This window comes from Microvirga flavescens, from assembly GCF_003290125.1.
Taxonomy (GTDB): Bacteria; Pseudomonadota; Alphaproteobacteria; order Rhizobiales; family Beijerinckiaceae; genus Microvirga; species Microvirga flavescens.
In genome coordinates this window covers 107,622-121,056 of the sequence record NZ_QMKH01000001.1, presented here as the reverse complement: position 1 = coordinate 121,056, position 13,435 = coordinate 107,622, and the positions used below count along the sequence as shown (strand labels likewise).

The following is a 13,435-nucleotide window of genomic DNA, read 5'->3' as shown; positions in this document are numbered from 1 at the left end:
GGCGTCAGCTTTTCCCGACGGACTTCGGATCGTCGAGGCTCTGGGAACCTTCCATCTTGATGGTCAGGCCGAGCTTCTTCACCAGCGCCTCGATGGCGCGGGCCTGAACGACGAGGGCGTCGACGCCTTCCTGCACGGCCTTGTTTCCTTCCGCATTGCCCTCGGCAATCATCTGATCATAGGCCTCCTTGCCGGAATCCGCACGGTCCTTGATGGCCTTGAGCTTTGCGACGGCGTTGGTCATTGCCGCCTCGATCTTCGCGGCTTCCTCCGGGGCCTTTTCCTTGGCGTAGTCCGCAAGGCTCGCGCCCTGCACCACCTGCCCATCGGGGCGCGTGTATTTGCCCTGATAGATCGCGAGCATGCCGACGGCGTCGTTGTAATGCGAGTTGTGCGTGTTGTCGGAGAAGCAATCCTGCTCCTCTTCCGGATCGTGCAGGATGAGGCCGAGCTTCATCCGCTCGCCCGCGAGCTCGCCGTAAGAGAGGCTGCCGAGGCCGGTGAGGATGGTGGCAAGGCCCGCATTGCCGTCCTTCTTCGCCACGTCCTGCCGCGCTTTGCCCTTGGCGTCCCAGGCCTTTGCCATGTCAGAAAGATCGTCCACGAGAAGATCGGTCACGGCCTTCAGGTAATCACGACGGCGGTCGCAATTGCCGTTGGTGCAGTTCTGCAGCGAGTAATCGCTTGCGGCGCGCTTGCCGGCACCCGCTCCTGTGCCGTTGAGGTCCTGCCCCCAGAGCAGGAACTCGATGGCATGATAACCCGTCGCGACATTCGCCTCGACGCCACCCGCTTCATGCAGGCTTTCCGCCAGAAGCTTCTTGGTGATCTTCGATGCGTCGATCTGCTTCTTGCCGACGCGGATCTTCTTGTTGGCGATGATGTTGGCGCGGTAGAGCGGATTGCTGTCGGAGGATTCGCCATAGCTCTTGGCGTCAACGTAATCGATCAGGCCTTCATCGAGCGGCCAGGCGTTGACCTTGCCTTCCCACTCATCGACACGCTTGTTGCCGAAACGAAAACCTTCCGTCTGCAGGTAAGGAACGCGCGCCTTGATCCACGCTGCACGCGCCGTCTTCAACGTCTCATCGCTCGGGTTGGCGAGAAGCGCGTCCACGGCCTTCGAGAGATCGCGCGCTGTGCTCAGGGCATCACTGTACATGGCATGCGCGATGGTCGCGTAAGTTTCGACAATCGCCTTCGGCTGCGGCGCGTCTGCGCGCGCCAACGTTCCAAACGAGGTTCCGGCCATCAGGGCCGCCATCGCGACAAGCTTCAGTTTCATTCCCAGCTCCCGTTGCGGGCATCGGCGAGGGTGATGCCCGGCCTCCATGCCATCGAGGCGGCATGACTAGGCTCTCGGAAAACGAGATGCAATAGAGCTGCAAAAGAATAGAATTCTTCCAAAGAGGCAGATTGGAAGTATTTGAAACTGATATACTGCGAAACGAGTTTTCTTGCGCAGCAAGGTGGCAGGCGATGTCTGCTTCGGTTTCTGTGTTTGCTATTGAACCGTCGCGGCAAGGCGCGCCGCGGTCATGGCGGCGTCGACATCGCTGGTGATTACTTCGACCGGTGGCGACAGCTTTTCGCGGAAGGCCTGTGCGACAATCGGATGCAGGCGTGAGCCGCCGCCGACGAGCGCCACGGGGCGCGGGCCGACGCGCTTGATGAGGCTGTTGGCGAGGCGGGCCAGCTCCTGGCCGGCATCGCGCAGAATATTCAGGGCGACGGCATCGCCCCCTTGCGCTGCTTCCGCGACCGCGCGGGCGAGCGTACCGATCTTGCCGCGGTCGCCGCCATAGACATAGGCGCGCACCACGTTCCAGTCCGTGCCGCCGAGCGGTTGGGCGAGCGCCTGGCCGAGAGGTGTCGCCCAGCCCTCGCCGGGGCTTTCCTCTTCTTGCCGCAGAACGGCCTTCAAGGCCTCGCGGGCGATCCAGAAGCCCGATCCCGCATCGTCGATGAGATTGCCGCGCCCGCCGACGCGCAGCACGGTCTTGTCCTCGGCGAGGTAATAGCCGATCGAGCCGGTGCCGCTGTAGACGAGAATGCCTTCGCCGAGCGCGAAGTAGGACAGGTAGGCGATCCACATGTCCTCCGCGACGAAGATCTTGTCGCTCGCGACCTTGAAGGCATCGGCCAGCATGTCGCGCACGAGAATCTCGGCGGGTGTGTCGCGCGTCAGGCCGGTGATGCCCGCGACAATTCCCGAGGGCTTGCCATGTGCCGCGACTGCGTTTGCAATGCTGGCGATGATGTCGCGCGCACGCTCCTCGGCGGCGGCGGAGAACAGATGACCCGAGAGCGGATCTGCCGTGCCTTGCGCGACGCATTCGCCCTTCTCGTCACACAAACGCCAGCGCGTGGCGGTGCCGCCCGCATCGATCCCCAATCCCAACGCCATTTCGAATTGTCTTCCTCAGCTCGGGAGAAGCTACTTCGAGAGTTGGGAAAGCGCCACTCGCAAGTTGCCGTTGCTCTTGTCCAGCCGCTCCTTCGCCTCCGCGACGCCGATGCCGAGCGCCACGAGAACGGCGGTCTTCACATCGCCATCGGCTTCGGCGAGCGCCTTGGCGGCGGTTTCCTCGTCGCAGCCGGTGATCTGGATCACCATGACCGCGCTGCGGCGACGCAGCTTGGCGTTAGTCGCGCGCATGTGCACCATCAGGCCGCGATAGACGCGGCCGAGGCGGATCATGATGAGCGTGGAGAGAAGGTTGAGAATGATCTTCTGCGCGGTGCCCGCTTTCATGCGGGTGGAGCCGGCCACGACCTCCTCGCCCGTATCGGCGAGAATCGGGTGTGAGCAGGCGGAGAGAATTTTCGCGCCGGAATTATTGGAGATGCCGATGGTCTGCGCGCCGCGCGCCTTCGCCTCGATGAGCGCGGCGATGGTGAAGGGCGTGTTGCCGCTCGCAGCAACACCGATCACCACATCGTTCGGGCCGACATTGGCATTGCGGATGCCAGCCGTGCCTTCCTCGACAGAATCCTCGGCGTTTTCGACAGCTTGAAGCAACGCGCCGGGACCGCCCGCGATGAGATAGACCAGCTTGTCATCGGGCCAGTTGAAGGTGGGCGGAAGCTCCGTGCCATCCTGCACGCCGATGCGGCCCGATGTGCCTGCACCGGCATAGATGAGGCGTCCGCCACGTCCCAGGCGCTCCACCGCCTCTTCGGCGGCGGCGGCGATGGCCGGCAGCGCCTCCCGCACGGCGGCGACGGCGGCGAGCTGGCCCTCATAGAGAGCGGCAAGGATTTCGTGGCTTGGCCAGGAGTCGAGATCCTGAAAGCGGGCGCTGAACTGTTCTGTTGCCATGATGCTTCTTTCTTGCAGACCAGTATAGGTCCACTTTGTGTCCTGAGCAACGGGCGAAAGGCAGTCCGGCGCTGAAAATCACCGAACGCGAATCAGCGCACCAGCGCGTCGAACAGGGCGATGACCTTGTCGCCCGTTTCGCGGCGCAGCGGGATGATGCCGCTGTCCTTGTGCCGCGACGGATGCACCCGGTTGGTCAGAAGAGACCACGCGATGCCGCGTTCGAAATCCACCCACAGTCCGGTGCCGGTGAAACCTGTATGGCCTATGGTGGAAGCCGAGCAGGAATCGCCGCCCGACCAGCCGTCATAGCACCCCTCCCAGCCGATGGTGCGCTTCTCCGACTGCCGCTCGCGGATCGCCGCGAGGCTTGAAGGCGAAAGGCCGCTGCCATCGAGAAGGGAACGCGCGAAATCGAGCACGCCGTCGACGGTGCCGAACAAACCCGCGTGGCCGGATGCGCCGCCGAACGCATAGGCGTTCTCGTCATGCACTTCGCCGCGTATCACGCGTCCGCGCCATGTGCACTTTTCCGTCGCGGCGCATTGTTGCGGATCGGGCGTGAAGGTAAGGCCGGGCGCAAGCGGCTGCTCGATCAGCGGCTTTCCCGTCATGCGCTCGATGGCGATGCCGAGCATCATAAAGTTGTTGTCGGAATAGACCGGCGGGCTCGGTTGCCAGACGCGCTGCAAAATGAAGGCGCGCAGCGTCTGCGGGTCCTGCCCATAGGTGTAAAGCGGTTCCACCGCCGGCAGATGCGTGTTGTGCGACAGGCATTGCCGGAATGTCAGACGCTGCTCGGTGGCGTTCATGTCGTATTGGCGCAGATCCGGGATCACCTTGACGAGCGGATCGTCAAGGGCGATCCGTCCCGCCTCGACAAGGCGCAGGATCGCCGTGGTGGTGAAGATCACCTTGGTCAGGGAAGCGAGGTCGAACCACGTCTGTCGGGTCAGCATCTCGCGCGTCGGTTCGATTTGCGCGGAGCCTGCAAGATGAACGGCGCGCGCGCCGTCCTTGGTGACGACGCCGAGAACGGCGCCTGGAATCGCGCCGCCTTCAACGGAGTTTCGCGCGGGCTCGAAGGCCTGAACGATCAGTTCATCCAGTGTCATGTGAGAATCACGCCGCGCGGTTGAGTTCGCCGCCGGGCATGGGATGCGGCACGCCGGTCGTCGTCGGCAGACTTAAAGGCAGACCTTGCGTGGAGCGCACGGCGAGATAGCCGAAGGCCTGCGCTTCGAGGAAATCGCCGTTCCAGCCCACCGCTTCCACCGGATCGACGGCGACGCCGAGGCGTTCGCGCAGCCGTTTCATGAAATGCGCGTTGTTGCGTCCACCGCCGGTAACGAGCCAGCGTTGCGGCGCGCGCGGAACATGCTTGAGTGCGGCGACGACGGATTCAATCGTGAATGCCGCAAGCGTCGCCGCACCGTCCGCATCGGACAACACTTCGACGCCCTTGGCGCGCGCATGGAAATCCTGCCGGTCGAGAGACTTCGGCGCAGGGCGCGCGAAGTACGGGTTCGTCATGAATTCATCGACGAGCTTCTGGTCGACCTTGCCGGAGGCGGCGAGCTGCCCGTTCTCGTCAAAGGCGAGCCCGCGGCGGCGGAGCACGAAATCGTCCAGCAGGGCGCTGGCGGGACCGGTGTCGAACGCGATCACCGTGTCACCGTCGATATAGGTGACATTGCCGACGCCGCCGAGATTGAGAACCATCACAGGCTGCGGCAGCTTGCTCGCCAGCGCGCGGTGGTAAAGCGGCACGAAGGGCGCGCCCTCTCCGCCGGAGGCCACATCCGCGTGGCGGAAACGATAGACCGTGTCGATGCCGAGGGTTTTCGCGACACGCTCGCCGAGGCCGAGCTGACGGGTGAAGCGAACTTCCGGGCGGTGATAGACGGTCTGGCCGTGAAAGCCGATGAGCTGAACATCGCTGAGCGCGGTGCCTGCCTCCTCCATGAAACGCCGGATGGCCGCGATATGCGCGTCCGTCACGTCACGTTCCAGCGCTTCGAGCGGCTCGCTCTGCGCCCGCTCGGGCTGCGCGATGAGGTCCTGCAAAACGCGGCGCAAATCCTCCGGGTAGGGAAAGGTCCGTCCCGGGCCCGGCCTGACGATGGTGTCGCCGTCCGTTTCCACGATGGACACGTCGATGCCGTCCATCGACGTGCCGCTGATGACGCCGATTGCCCGAACCACAGGCCGTTGCGACATGACCGTTCTCCCAAGGGGCCGCTGTTCCCCCGACCATACTGCAAGTCCGGACCGGCGGTCCAGAGTGGTATGTTATTGGACCATGACAGGCACAGCGCGATCCCTTATAGTTCGACCACTGCCAGAGAGGGAGACAAAGGCATGCTCAAGGTAAAGCTGCGCGGGATCGTCGCTGCGGGATTGATGATGGCGGCAACGTCCGCCTCGGCTCAGGTTCTGGAAATCGGCATGGACCAGAGCCCGACGGGCCTCGACCCGCACCTCATCACCGCCTTCCCGAGCTTCATGGTCGTGAACGGCAACATCTATGAAGGCCTCACCGCCGTCGACAAGGACCTGAAGGTCAACCCCAGCCTCGCGGAATCCTGGACGATTTCGCCGGACGGTAAGACCTATACCTTCAAGCTGCGGCCGAACGTGAAATTCCACGACGGTTCGAGCATGGAAGCCAAGGACGTGGTTTCCACGATCCGCCGCCTGCAGAGCAAGGATATCGCCTCGCCGCTGGCAAGCCGCGTTTCCGCCATCGAGACGGCGACCGCCATCGATCCGCTGACCGTCGAGTTCAAGCTGAAGGAGCCGTCGGCTCCGCTGCTCACCTCGCTCGCGACGCTTGCCATCGTTCCGGCCTCCGTCGAGACGGACAAGGACATTCTCCAGAAGGCCCCGGACGGCACCGGTCCGTTCAAATTCAAGGAATGGCAGCCGAACGGCTTCATCCTTCTCACCAAGCATGAGGGCTACTGGCAGGCAGGCCTGCCGAAGCTTTCCGGCCTCAAGTTCAACCTCGTTCCCGAATCGGCGACCCGCCAGGTCGGCCTCGTGAACGGACAATATTCGCTTCTGCCGAACATCGACGCGGCGACGGCACTGCAGGTCAAGGGCAAGCCGGCCGTCAAGCTCGGTGAGACGCTCGATCTCGCTTACACCCTCATCGGCATCAACGTGTCCAAGCCGCCCTTCGACAATCCGAAGGTGCGCGAGGCGGTGAACTACGCCATCAACCGTCAGGAGATCGTCGACGCCGCGCTCTTCGGCGCGGGCGTGCCCGGCGGTCCGCTCTCGCCGGCTCTGAAGTCCTGGGCTGTCGATGTGAAGGACTACGCTTGCTACAAGCCCGATCCGGCGAAGGCCCAGGCGCTTCTGAAGGAAGCGGGCGTGACGACGCCGCTCGCGGTGACCATGAACGTTCTGCCGCGTCAGGACATCAAGGACATCGCGCAGGTGGTGCAGGAGCAGCTCAACAAGGCTGGCTTCAAGGTCGAGCTGAAGAACCAGGAGCAGGGCCAGTTCATTCAGGATTGGCGCAACAGCAACTTCGAGATGTTCGCCTCGATCAACTCGGGCAGCCCCGATCCGGATGACTATTTCTACCGCACCTTCCGCACCGGCGGTTCGACCAACGTGTTCAAGTATTCGGACGCGAGCGTCGATCAGCTTCTCGACAGCGCGCGCACGACGCAGGATCAGGCCGCTCGCAAGAAGGCCTATGACGAGGTTCAGAAGAAACTCGCCTGCTCGGGCCCGGTTGCGCACCTGACCTACGGCACGCTGTTCTCCGCCATGCGCGACAAGCTGCAGGGCTATGACGTGATGCCGAACCGGTCGCTCTCCACGCTGCGCGGCGCGTCGCTGCAGCCCTGATGACGAAATGCGGCGCCGCCTTTTTGGCGGCGCCGCCTCCTTCAAGAAGCTTTCTCCATGAGCCGCGTTCTCGCCTCGCGTATTCTCGATCTGATCCTTGTTCTCATCGGGGTCTCGATCATCGTCTTCCTCATGATCCGCCTCATCCCTGGCGATGCGGTGGCGATCATGCTCGGGGCGAATACCGAGATCACGCCCGAGCGCATGGCCGAGTTGAAAAGCCGCGTCGGGCTCGACCGCCCGATGATCGAGCAATATCTCGTGTGGGCCTCTGCCGCCTTGCGCGGTGATTTCGGAACCTCGCTCTGGACCGGACGGCCCGTGGCGCAAGAGATCATGGTTCATCTGTGGCCGACGCTCGAACTCACAGTTCTGGCGCTCATCGTCGGCGCGGGGCTGGCGGTGCCTGTCGGCTGCCTGATGGCGCGCACGCGCGGCGGCGCGGCGGATGTCGCCATGCGCGTCGGCGCGATTGCCGGCCTCACCATCCCCTCCTTCTGGCTCGGCATCGTTCTCATTCTGTTTCTCGCGCAATTCGCGCCGAGCTTCGCATCGCTAGGCTACGTGCCGTTCTCGGAAGATCCGCTCGGTAATCTGGAGCGGCTCATCCTGCCCGCCTTCGCGCTGGCCTTGCCGATCCTCGCCAATCTCTCCCGGCTCGTGCGCTCGGCGATGCTCGATGCGCTGGGGCAGGACTATATCCGCACCGCGCGCGCCAAGGGCGTGAGCGAGCGCTCTGTCGTCTACAAGCACGCGCTGCGCAATGCGCTGATCCCGTTCATCACCAGCGTCGGCATCATGACGGGGTACCTTCTCGGCGGCGCCATCGTCGTGGAGCAGGTCTTCGCCATTCCGGGGCTCGGCCGTCTCATCCTCGGGGCCATTGCCGAGCGCAATTATCCGCTCATTCAAGCGACCATTCTCGTCGTCACGACGGGCTTCGTTCTGGTGAACTTCGTTGTCGATTTCCTCTACATCGTCATCGATCCGCGCGTGAGGGCTTAAAATCATGTCGCGGTTTTGGAAGAACAAGCTTCTCGCCTTCGCCACTATCTTCGTGGTGGTGCAAGTTTTTCTCGCGCTCTTCGCGCCGGTCATTGCGCCTTACGATCCGATGGCGCAGAGCGTCGTCGCGCGCCTTAAAGGCCCGAGCATGGCCCATTGGCTCGGCACCGACCAACTGGGGCGCGATGTCTTCACGCGCATTCTCTTTGGCTATCGCACGTCGCTGATGGCCTGCCTCGTCGCGGTGGGCATCGCGCTCGTCATCGGCGGCGCGCTCGGCCTCATGGCGGCTTACTATCGGGGCTGGCTCGACCGCATCATCATGCGCGTGATGGATATTCTCTTCGCCTTCCCGGTCATGCTGCTCGCCATCGGTGTCATCGCCGTTCTCGGGCCACAGACCTATAGCGCGGCCATCGCCATCGCGGTCGTCTATACCCCGATCTTCGCGCGGCTCCTGCGCGGACCGGCGCTGGTGCTCTGCGAGAGCGAATATGTGGCGGGAGCAAAGGCCATCGGCGCATCGGACGCGCGCATCATCTTCCTGCACATCCTGCCAAACCTCGCCTCGGTCATTCTGGTGCAGACAAGCCTTCTGCTCTCGGCGGCCATTCTCGTGGAAGCTTCGCTCTCCTTCCTCGGCCTCGGCACGCAGCCGCCGACGCCCTCGCTCGGCTTGATGCTCTCGGAAGGGCGAAACTTTCTCCTGCTCTCGCCGTGGAACGCGGTCTTTGCAGGCTTTGCGATCCTCTTCCTGTCTTTCGGCTTCAACCTGTTGGGCGATGCCTTGCGCGACACGCTCGATCCGCGCTTGCGGGGGCAATCGTGAGGCTGCGCCCGGCGACTCGCGACGATATCGCCGCGCTAGCTACGATTGCGGAGCGTTCCTATCGCGCGGCTTTCGCGACGATTCTGGAGGAAGAGGCGCTCGCCTCTCGCAATGCGGCCTTCTTCGCCGCCCGGTTCGAGGATAGCTGGCCGCGCCTGATGGTCGCCGAGGACGACAAGCTGCTCGGCTTCCTCCTCATGACCGACGGCCACATCGACATGCTGTTCATGGATCCCGACGCCGCGGGCAAGGGCGCTGGCACCTTGCTGCTGCGGGATGCGGAGAGGGCGGGCGCGAAGAGCCTCGAGTGCTTTCGCGACAATCATGCGGCACGCGGGTTCTATGAGCGTCACGGCTGGACCGTGTCGCGCTCTTACGAGCGCGATTTTGCCGGGAAAACCCGCAGTTTCGTGCTCTACGAGAAGCCTGCGATTTAAAGCGACCCTTCGCCGTTAATCCAGGTGCCGAGAACCTTCAGATCGTCGTCAAGCAGCACGAGATCAGCACGGTAGCCGATGGCGATGCGGCCGAGTTCGTGATCGAGCTTCAGGAATGCCGCCGGGTTGAGCGAAGCCATGCGCAGGGCCTCCGGCAGCGAGAGCCCGAGACGCTGCACGATGTTGCGCACGCCGCTCGCCATGTCGAGATCAGAACCCGCAAGGGTGCCGTCGGCGGTCGTCAGCTTGCCGTTCTCGCGATAGACCGTCTTGCCCAGGAGTTCGAATGTCGTGAGATTGGACCCCACGGAGGACATGGCATCGGTCACCAGCATCATATTGTCGATGCCCTTGGCCGCGATGGCCGCGCGCATTGAGGCGTCGCTGACGTGGAAGCCGTCGACGATGAGGCCGCACCAGGTGCTATCTGAATCGAGCGCCGCGCCAACGGGACCGGGGTCGCGTCCTGCGAGCGGCGGCATCGCATTGAAGAGATGCGTGAACCCGCGCAGGCCGTGGCGGATCGCCTCCGTGATCGTAGCGTAGTCGCCCGCCGTGTGGCCTGCGCTCACCAGAATGCCCGCGCGCGCAAGACGCGCGATGGCGGGCATGTCGTTCTTTTCCGGCGCGACGGTCACCATGTTGCGTCCCGCCTTGAGCGACGTGAGGATCGCGATGTCTTCATCCTCGAGCGGGCGCATATAGGCGGGGTTGTGCACGCCCTTGCGTTCCGGGTTGATGAAAGGACCTTCCACATGGAAGCCGAGCATGCCGGGAACGCGCTTGTCGAGTGCTTCGCCCGCAGCCTTCACAGCCTCAGCCATGCGCTCGCGCGTATCGGTGATGAAGGTCGGCAAAAGCCCGGTGGTGCCATAGCGGCGATGCGCCTCGCAGATGGCGCGGATGCCATCCACGTTGCGCTCGTCGTTGAAGAGAACGCCGCCGCCGCCATTGACCTGCGTATCGATGAAGCCCGGCGCGAGAAGACCCTCGATGCGCTGCGCTTTGACACCCGCGCCGAGATCCTTTTCGTGGGGCAGTCCCGCGATCCGCCCATTTTCGATCACCACGGCCCGGCCTTCGAGCATGTGGTTCCCGTCGAAGATGCGGGCTCCGATAAGTGCCGTTGCCATCAGACCGTCTCCGTCACTTTGCGCAGACGCGGCGGCGCATCGGGGTTACGGCCGCGCGCCAGCGCCACGGCGTTGACCAGTGGATAGAAGCTCTGGATCAGCGCGATGGGAGCGATGAAGGGGTGAACGCCATCCACGAAAGGCAGCATGGCTCGCGCCGGTCCATCCGCCGCGCCCGCGACGATCACGGGAACGTTCTGCTCGTTGAGGCGTGCGACGAGATCATTGACGCCGCCGAGCGTTTCATCACGCTGGCTCATGACGAGGATCGGGAAGTTCTCGCCCGCCAGCGTCCAGGGGCCGTGCATCAATTCCGCGGCGCTCATGGCCTCTGCATGAATGCCGGAGGTCTCCTTCAGCTTCAGCGCAGCCTCCTGCGCCACCGCGAAGCCGAGGCCGCGACCGACGACGAAGAGGTCGTCGGCCTTGGCGATTAGCGGAGCCGCAGATGACCAGTCTTTCTGCGCGGCCTGATGCAGAATCTCCGGAAGCTTGTCGAGCGCGGCAAGGAGGGCTTCGTCCGCCGACCAGTGGGCGACAAGCTGCAAGCCGGCGGCGAGCGCCGCAATGAAGGACTTCGTCGCCGCGACGCTTTTCTCCGGCCCCGCGTGAAGCGGCAGAACCACCTCGCAAGTTGAGGCGAGCGGTGACGTGGTGTCGTTGACGAGTGCCACGGTCAACGCGCCGTCGTCACGGCCCGCTTTCGCGAGATCGAGAATGTCGGGGCTGCGGCCCGATTGCGAGACGGCGAGAAACAGTGCGCCGCGCATGCGCGGGCGAGCGGCGTAGACGGAGGTGACGGACGGGCCGACGGAAGCCGTGACGAGACCGGAATGGATCTCCAGGAGATACTTGGCGAAGGTTGCCGCATTGTCGGAGCTGCCACGCGCGCAGGTCACCGCAAAGGGCGGCGGTGAGGCGCGCAGGCGCGCGCCGAGATCGCGGCAGAGAGAGGCGTTGGCGGACAAGAGACGCGCGACGACCTCCGGCGCTTCCTGCGCTTCCCGCAGCATGGCGGTTGAGGCGGAGATCTGCGGGTCATTCGTCATCGTTCAAGTTCCGTTCGGGTTGGTGGAGGGTCAGTTCGGCGACGAAGTCATAGGCGTCCCCGCGATAATAGGACGAGGTGAATTCGACGACTTCGCCGGCATTGGTGAATGAGCGGCGCTCGATATAGAGCGCAGGACTTTGCGGCGTCACTTTGAGCAAAGCGGCCTGCTCGGCGGAAAGCAGAACCGCGTGCAGGCGTTGCAGCGCACGCACGGGGATGCAACCTTGCTCATGCAGCACCGCGTAAAGCGATTGCTTCACGGCGGAAGGGTCGGGCAGGAAACGGCTCGGGACAACCGCGTGCTCGATGGCGAGCGGAATGCCATCCGCAAGGCGCAGACGATTGACGCGGCTCACGAGATCGCCGGGCGAAAGCCCGAGCGCCATCAGCTCATCCGGCGAAGCTGGACCAATGGAGCGGCTGAGCAGGACGGCGGAGGACGAGAGGCCGCGCGCCGACATGTCGTCGGTAAAGCTCGAAAGACGCGAGAGCGGCTGCTCCAGCCGCATCTGATGCGCGACGAAGGTGCCGGAGCCCCAGCGCTGCACCAGAACGCCCCGCTTCACGAGGCCGGTGATGGCCTTGCGCACGGTGACCCGCGAGATGCCGAGCTGTTTGGCGAGATCGCGCTCTCCCGGCAGTGCGTCATCGGGCTTGAGGTTGCCTTTGCGCACTGCTTCTTCGATGGTCTGCTGAAGCTGCAGATAGAGCGGCGTCGGGTTCGTGTCGTCCAGCGCGCTCAAGGGGAGCTGGGCTGCGGTTTGATCTTGCATCTCTCACATCCGCTCGGCTTTGGGTTCCACCTGGGGTTCCGCCTGCCGCGCCAGAAGAATGGCGCCGTCCAGGGCATCCGACAGGGGCGGCACGATGGTGTCCTGAACGGAAGGCGGCAGCCAGTGCCTGAGCGGCTCCCCAAGGCCGCCGAACAGGCAAAGGGAAGGCGCGCCGAGATCGAGCAAGCGGTCCGCGATGCGGGCGATGCCGCCGGCGGCATGCTCCACGAGCGCGGTTGCGAGCGAATCGCGCTCCGCCGCATGTTTCAGGACGATCGGCGCATAGCGCGCGTAGTCGCTCGGGCGGGACTGTCCGACCCAATCGACCATGACCTGCGGGCTGTTGCCGAAATCGGCAAGGATTTCCGTGGCGAGCGAGCTTGCGGGGGAGAGGCCATCGTGGACCCAAAGGGCGCGCCTCAAGGCCTCGCGCCCCATCACCGCGCCGCTGCCTTCGTCCGAAATCTCGAACCCCCAGCCGCCGATCTGAAAGCGTTTGCCTCGCGCAACGCCGTAGCCGCACGAGCCGGTGCCGACGATGATGATTGCGCCATCCTTGCCGCCGAACGCGCCGAGCCAGGCGGTGTGGGCATCCGTGTCGATGGCGACCGCCGCGAAGGGATGTGGCCGCGACAAAAGCCGGTCGACAGCACTCTTCTGGCCGGCCCCTGCCATGCCGAATCCAACGCGGGTCCGCGTGAAAGCGTCCTCACCAAGACCCGCCGCCGAGAGGGCCGCCCGGCAGGCGGTGAGAATGGAGCTCCAAACAAGATCCGGATCGAGTCGGATGTTGGCGGAGCCGCCGCTTCCCTCACCCAGGAGGTTTCCTTGCCCATCACGCAATCGCGCACGGCAAGACGTGCCGCCGCCGTCGATGCCGATGAACAGGAATTCACTCATGTGCAGGGTCTACAGGTGCTCAATCTGGGATTGCGGCGCAAATGATGCCGCTACCATGCCACTTAATATCCAGTTCGTGAAGGGGCCGCGCATGGGAAAACAGCCTCTCCGGCTCTATCAG

The 13,435-nt window shown here is 64.1% G+C and carries 13 protein-coding genes; 4 read left to right on the top strand and 9 right to left on the bottom strand.

The genetic code is table 11. From position 1 onward, the window contains the following. Positions 1 to 4 precede the first annotated feature (4 nt). The 5 genes from DQW91_RS00495 to DQW91_RS00475 all read right to left on the bottom strand — a co-directional run bounded on the left by DQW91_RS00495 (position 5) and on the right by DQW91_RS00475 (position 5,542). Positions 5 to 1,285 carry an imelysin family protein gene (locus tag DQW91_RS00495; RefSeq protein ID WP_112661639.1) on the bottom strand — a complete coding sequence of 427 codons (1,281 nt, stop codon included), beginning with the start codon at positions 1,283 to 1,285 and terminating at the stop codon, positions 5 to 7. Between the two features lie 219 nt (positions 1,286 to 1,504). Further along, positions 1,505 to 2,407 (bottom strand): N-acetylglucosamine kinase, encoded by a 903-nt coding sequence (locus DQW91_RS00490; protein ID WP_112661638.1) that lies wholly within the window; start codon positions 2,405 to 2,407, stop codon positions 1,505 to 1,507. Between the two features lie 30 nt (positions 2,408 to 2,437). Next, positions 2,438 to 3,322: an N-acetylmuramic acid 6-phosphate etherase gene (locus DQW91_RS00485; protein ID WP_112661637.1), complete on the bottom strand. Its 885-nt coding sequence runs from the start codon at positions 3,320 to 3,322 to the stop codon at positions 2,438 to 2,440. Between the two features lie 92 nt (positions 3,323 to 3,414). After that, entirely contained in the window at positions 3,415 to 4,437 is a 1,023-nt protein-coding gene (locus tag DQW91_RS00480) for a serine hydrolase domain-containing protein (RefSeq protein WP_112661636.1), read from the bottom strand. A 7-nt stretch (positions 4,438 to 4,444) separates the two neighbouring features. Continuing rightward, positions 4,445 to 5,542, bottom strand: a complete 1,098-nt coding sequence (locus DQW91_RS00475) for an anhydro-N-acetylmuramic acid kinase (RefSeq protein WP_112661635.1) — start codon at positions 5,540 to 5,542, stop codon at positions 4,445 to 4,447. A gap of 141 nt (positions 5,543 to 5,683) precedes the next feature. Between DQW91_RS00475 and DQW91_RS00470 the strand changes: the two genes are divergently transcribed. From DQW91_RS00470 to DQW91_RS00455, 4 genes are read left to right on the top strand one after another with little or no spacing between them, the layout of a single operon-like run. Beyond that, complete coding sequence (locus DQW91_RS00470) at positions 5,684 to 7,186, top strand: ABC transporter substrate-binding protein (RefSeq protein WP_112661634.1); 1,503 nt, start codon at positions 5,684 to 5,686, stop codon at positions 7,184 to 7,186. A 57-nt stretch (positions 7,187 to 7,243) separates the two neighbouring features. Beyond that, on the top strand, positions 7,244 to 8,191 hold the full coding sequence (locus tag DQW91_RS00465; RefSeq protein WP_112661633.1) for an ABC transporter permease: 948 nt from the start codon (positions 7,244 to 7,246) through the stop codon (positions 8,189 to 8,191). Between the two features lie 4 nt (positions 8,192 to 8,195). Continuing rightward, a complete protein-coding gene (locus DQW91_RS00460) occupies positions 8,196 to 9,020 on the top strand; it encodes an ABC transporter permease (protein WP_112661632.1) in 825 nt (274 codons plus the stop codon). Then, positions 9,017 to 9,457, top strand: coding sequence for a GNAT family N-acetyltransferase (locus DQW91_RS00455; RefSeq protein ID WP_157961286.1), 441 nt, complete (start codon positions 9,017 to 9,019; stop codon positions 9,455 to 9,457). The genes DQW91_RS00460 and DQW91_RS00455 overlap by 4 nt, the downstream gene beginning before the upstream one ends. Here the strand turns inward: DQW91_RS00455 and nagA are convergent. The 4 genes from nagA to DQW91_RS00435 are packed head-to-tail and all read right to left on the bottom strand — an operon-like array spanning position 9,454 to position 13,314. Then, entirely contained in the window at positions 9,454 to 10,590 is a 1,137-nt protein-coding gene (gene nagA / locus DQW91_RS00450; RefSeq protein ID WP_112661630.1) for an N-acetylglucosamine-6-phosphate deacetylase, read from the bottom strand. The genes DQW91_RS00455 and nagA overlap by 4 nt on opposite strands. Next, positions 10,590 to 11,639, bottom strand: coding sequence for an SIS domain-containing protein (locus DQW91_RS00445; protein ID WP_112661629.1), 1,050 nt, complete (start codon positions 11,637 to 11,639; stop codon positions 10,590 to 10,592). Before DQW91_RS00445 ends, nagA begins: the two co-directional genes overlap by 1 nt. Beyond that, entirely contained in the window at positions 11,629 to 12,414 is a 786-nt protein-coding gene (locus tag DQW91_RS00440) for a GntR family transcriptional regulator (protein WP_112661628.1), read from the bottom strand. The genes DQW91_RS00445 and DQW91_RS00440 overlap by 11 nt, the downstream gene beginning before the upstream one ends. A 3-nt stretch (positions 12,415 to 12,417) precedes the next feature. Next, complete coding sequence (locus tag DQW91_RS00435) at positions 12,418 to 13,314, bottom strand: glucosamine kinase nucleotide-binding domain-containing protein (protein WP_112661627.1); 897 nt, start codon at positions 13,312 to 13,314, stop codon at positions 12,418 to 12,420. Positions 13,315 to 13,435 lie beyond the last annotated feature (121 nt).

What these genes read in the sequence shown, in the direction of transcription:
- DQW91_RS00495 (WP_112661639.1), bottom strand. Translation starts at nt 1,285, where the DNA reads ATGAAACTGAAGCTTGTCGCGATGGCGGCCCTGATGGCCGGAACCTCG.
- DQW91_RS00490 (WP_112661638.1), bottom strand. Translation starts at nt 2,407, where the DNA reads ATGGCGTTGGGATTGGGGATCGATGCGGGCGGCACCGCCACGCGCTGG.
- DQW91_RS00485 (WP_112661637.1), bottom strand. Translation starts at nt 3,322, where the DNA reads ATGGCAACAGAACAGTTCAGCGCCCGCTTTCAGGATCTCGACTCCTGG.
- DQW91_RS00480 (WP_112661636.1), bottom strand. Translation starts at nt 4,437, where the DNA reads ATGACACTGGATGAACTGATCGTTCAGGCCTTCGAGCCCGCGCGAAAC.
- DQW91_RS00475 (WP_112661635.1), bottom strand. Translation starts at nt 5,542, where the DNA reads ATGTCGCAACGGCCTGTGGTTCGGGCAATCGGCGTCATCAGCGGCACG.
- DQW91_RS00470 (WP_112661634.1), top strand. Translation starts at nt 5,684, where the DNA reads ATGCTCAAGGTAAAGCTGCGCGGGATCGTCGCTGCGGGATTGATGATG.
- DQW91_RS00465 (WP_112661633.1), top strand. Translation starts at nt 7,244, where the DNA reads ATGAGCCGCGTTCTCGCCTCGCGTATTCTCGATCTGATCCTTGTTCTC.
- DQW91_RS00460 (WP_112661632.1), top strand. Translation starts at nt 8,196, where the DNA reads ATGTCGCGGTTTTGGAAGAACAAGCTTCTCGCCTTCGCCACTATCTTC.
- nagA (WP_112661630.1), bottom strand. Translation starts at nt 10,590, where the DNA reads ATGGCAACGGCACTTATCGGAGCCCGCATCTTCGACGGGAACCACATG.
- DQW91_RS00445 (WP_112661629.1), bottom strand. Translation starts at nt 11,639, where the DNA reads ATGACGAATGACCCGCAGATCTCCGCCTCAACCGCCATGCTGCGGGAA.
- DQW91_RS00440 (WP_112661628.1), bottom strand. Translation starts at nt 12,414, where the DNA reads ATGCAAGATCAAACCGCAGCCCAGCTCCCCTTGAGCGCGCTGGACGAC.
- DQW91_RS00435 (WP_112661627.1), bottom strand. Translation starts at nt 13,314, where the DNA reads ATGAGTGAATTCCTGTTCATCGGCATCGACGGCGGCGGCACGTCTTGC.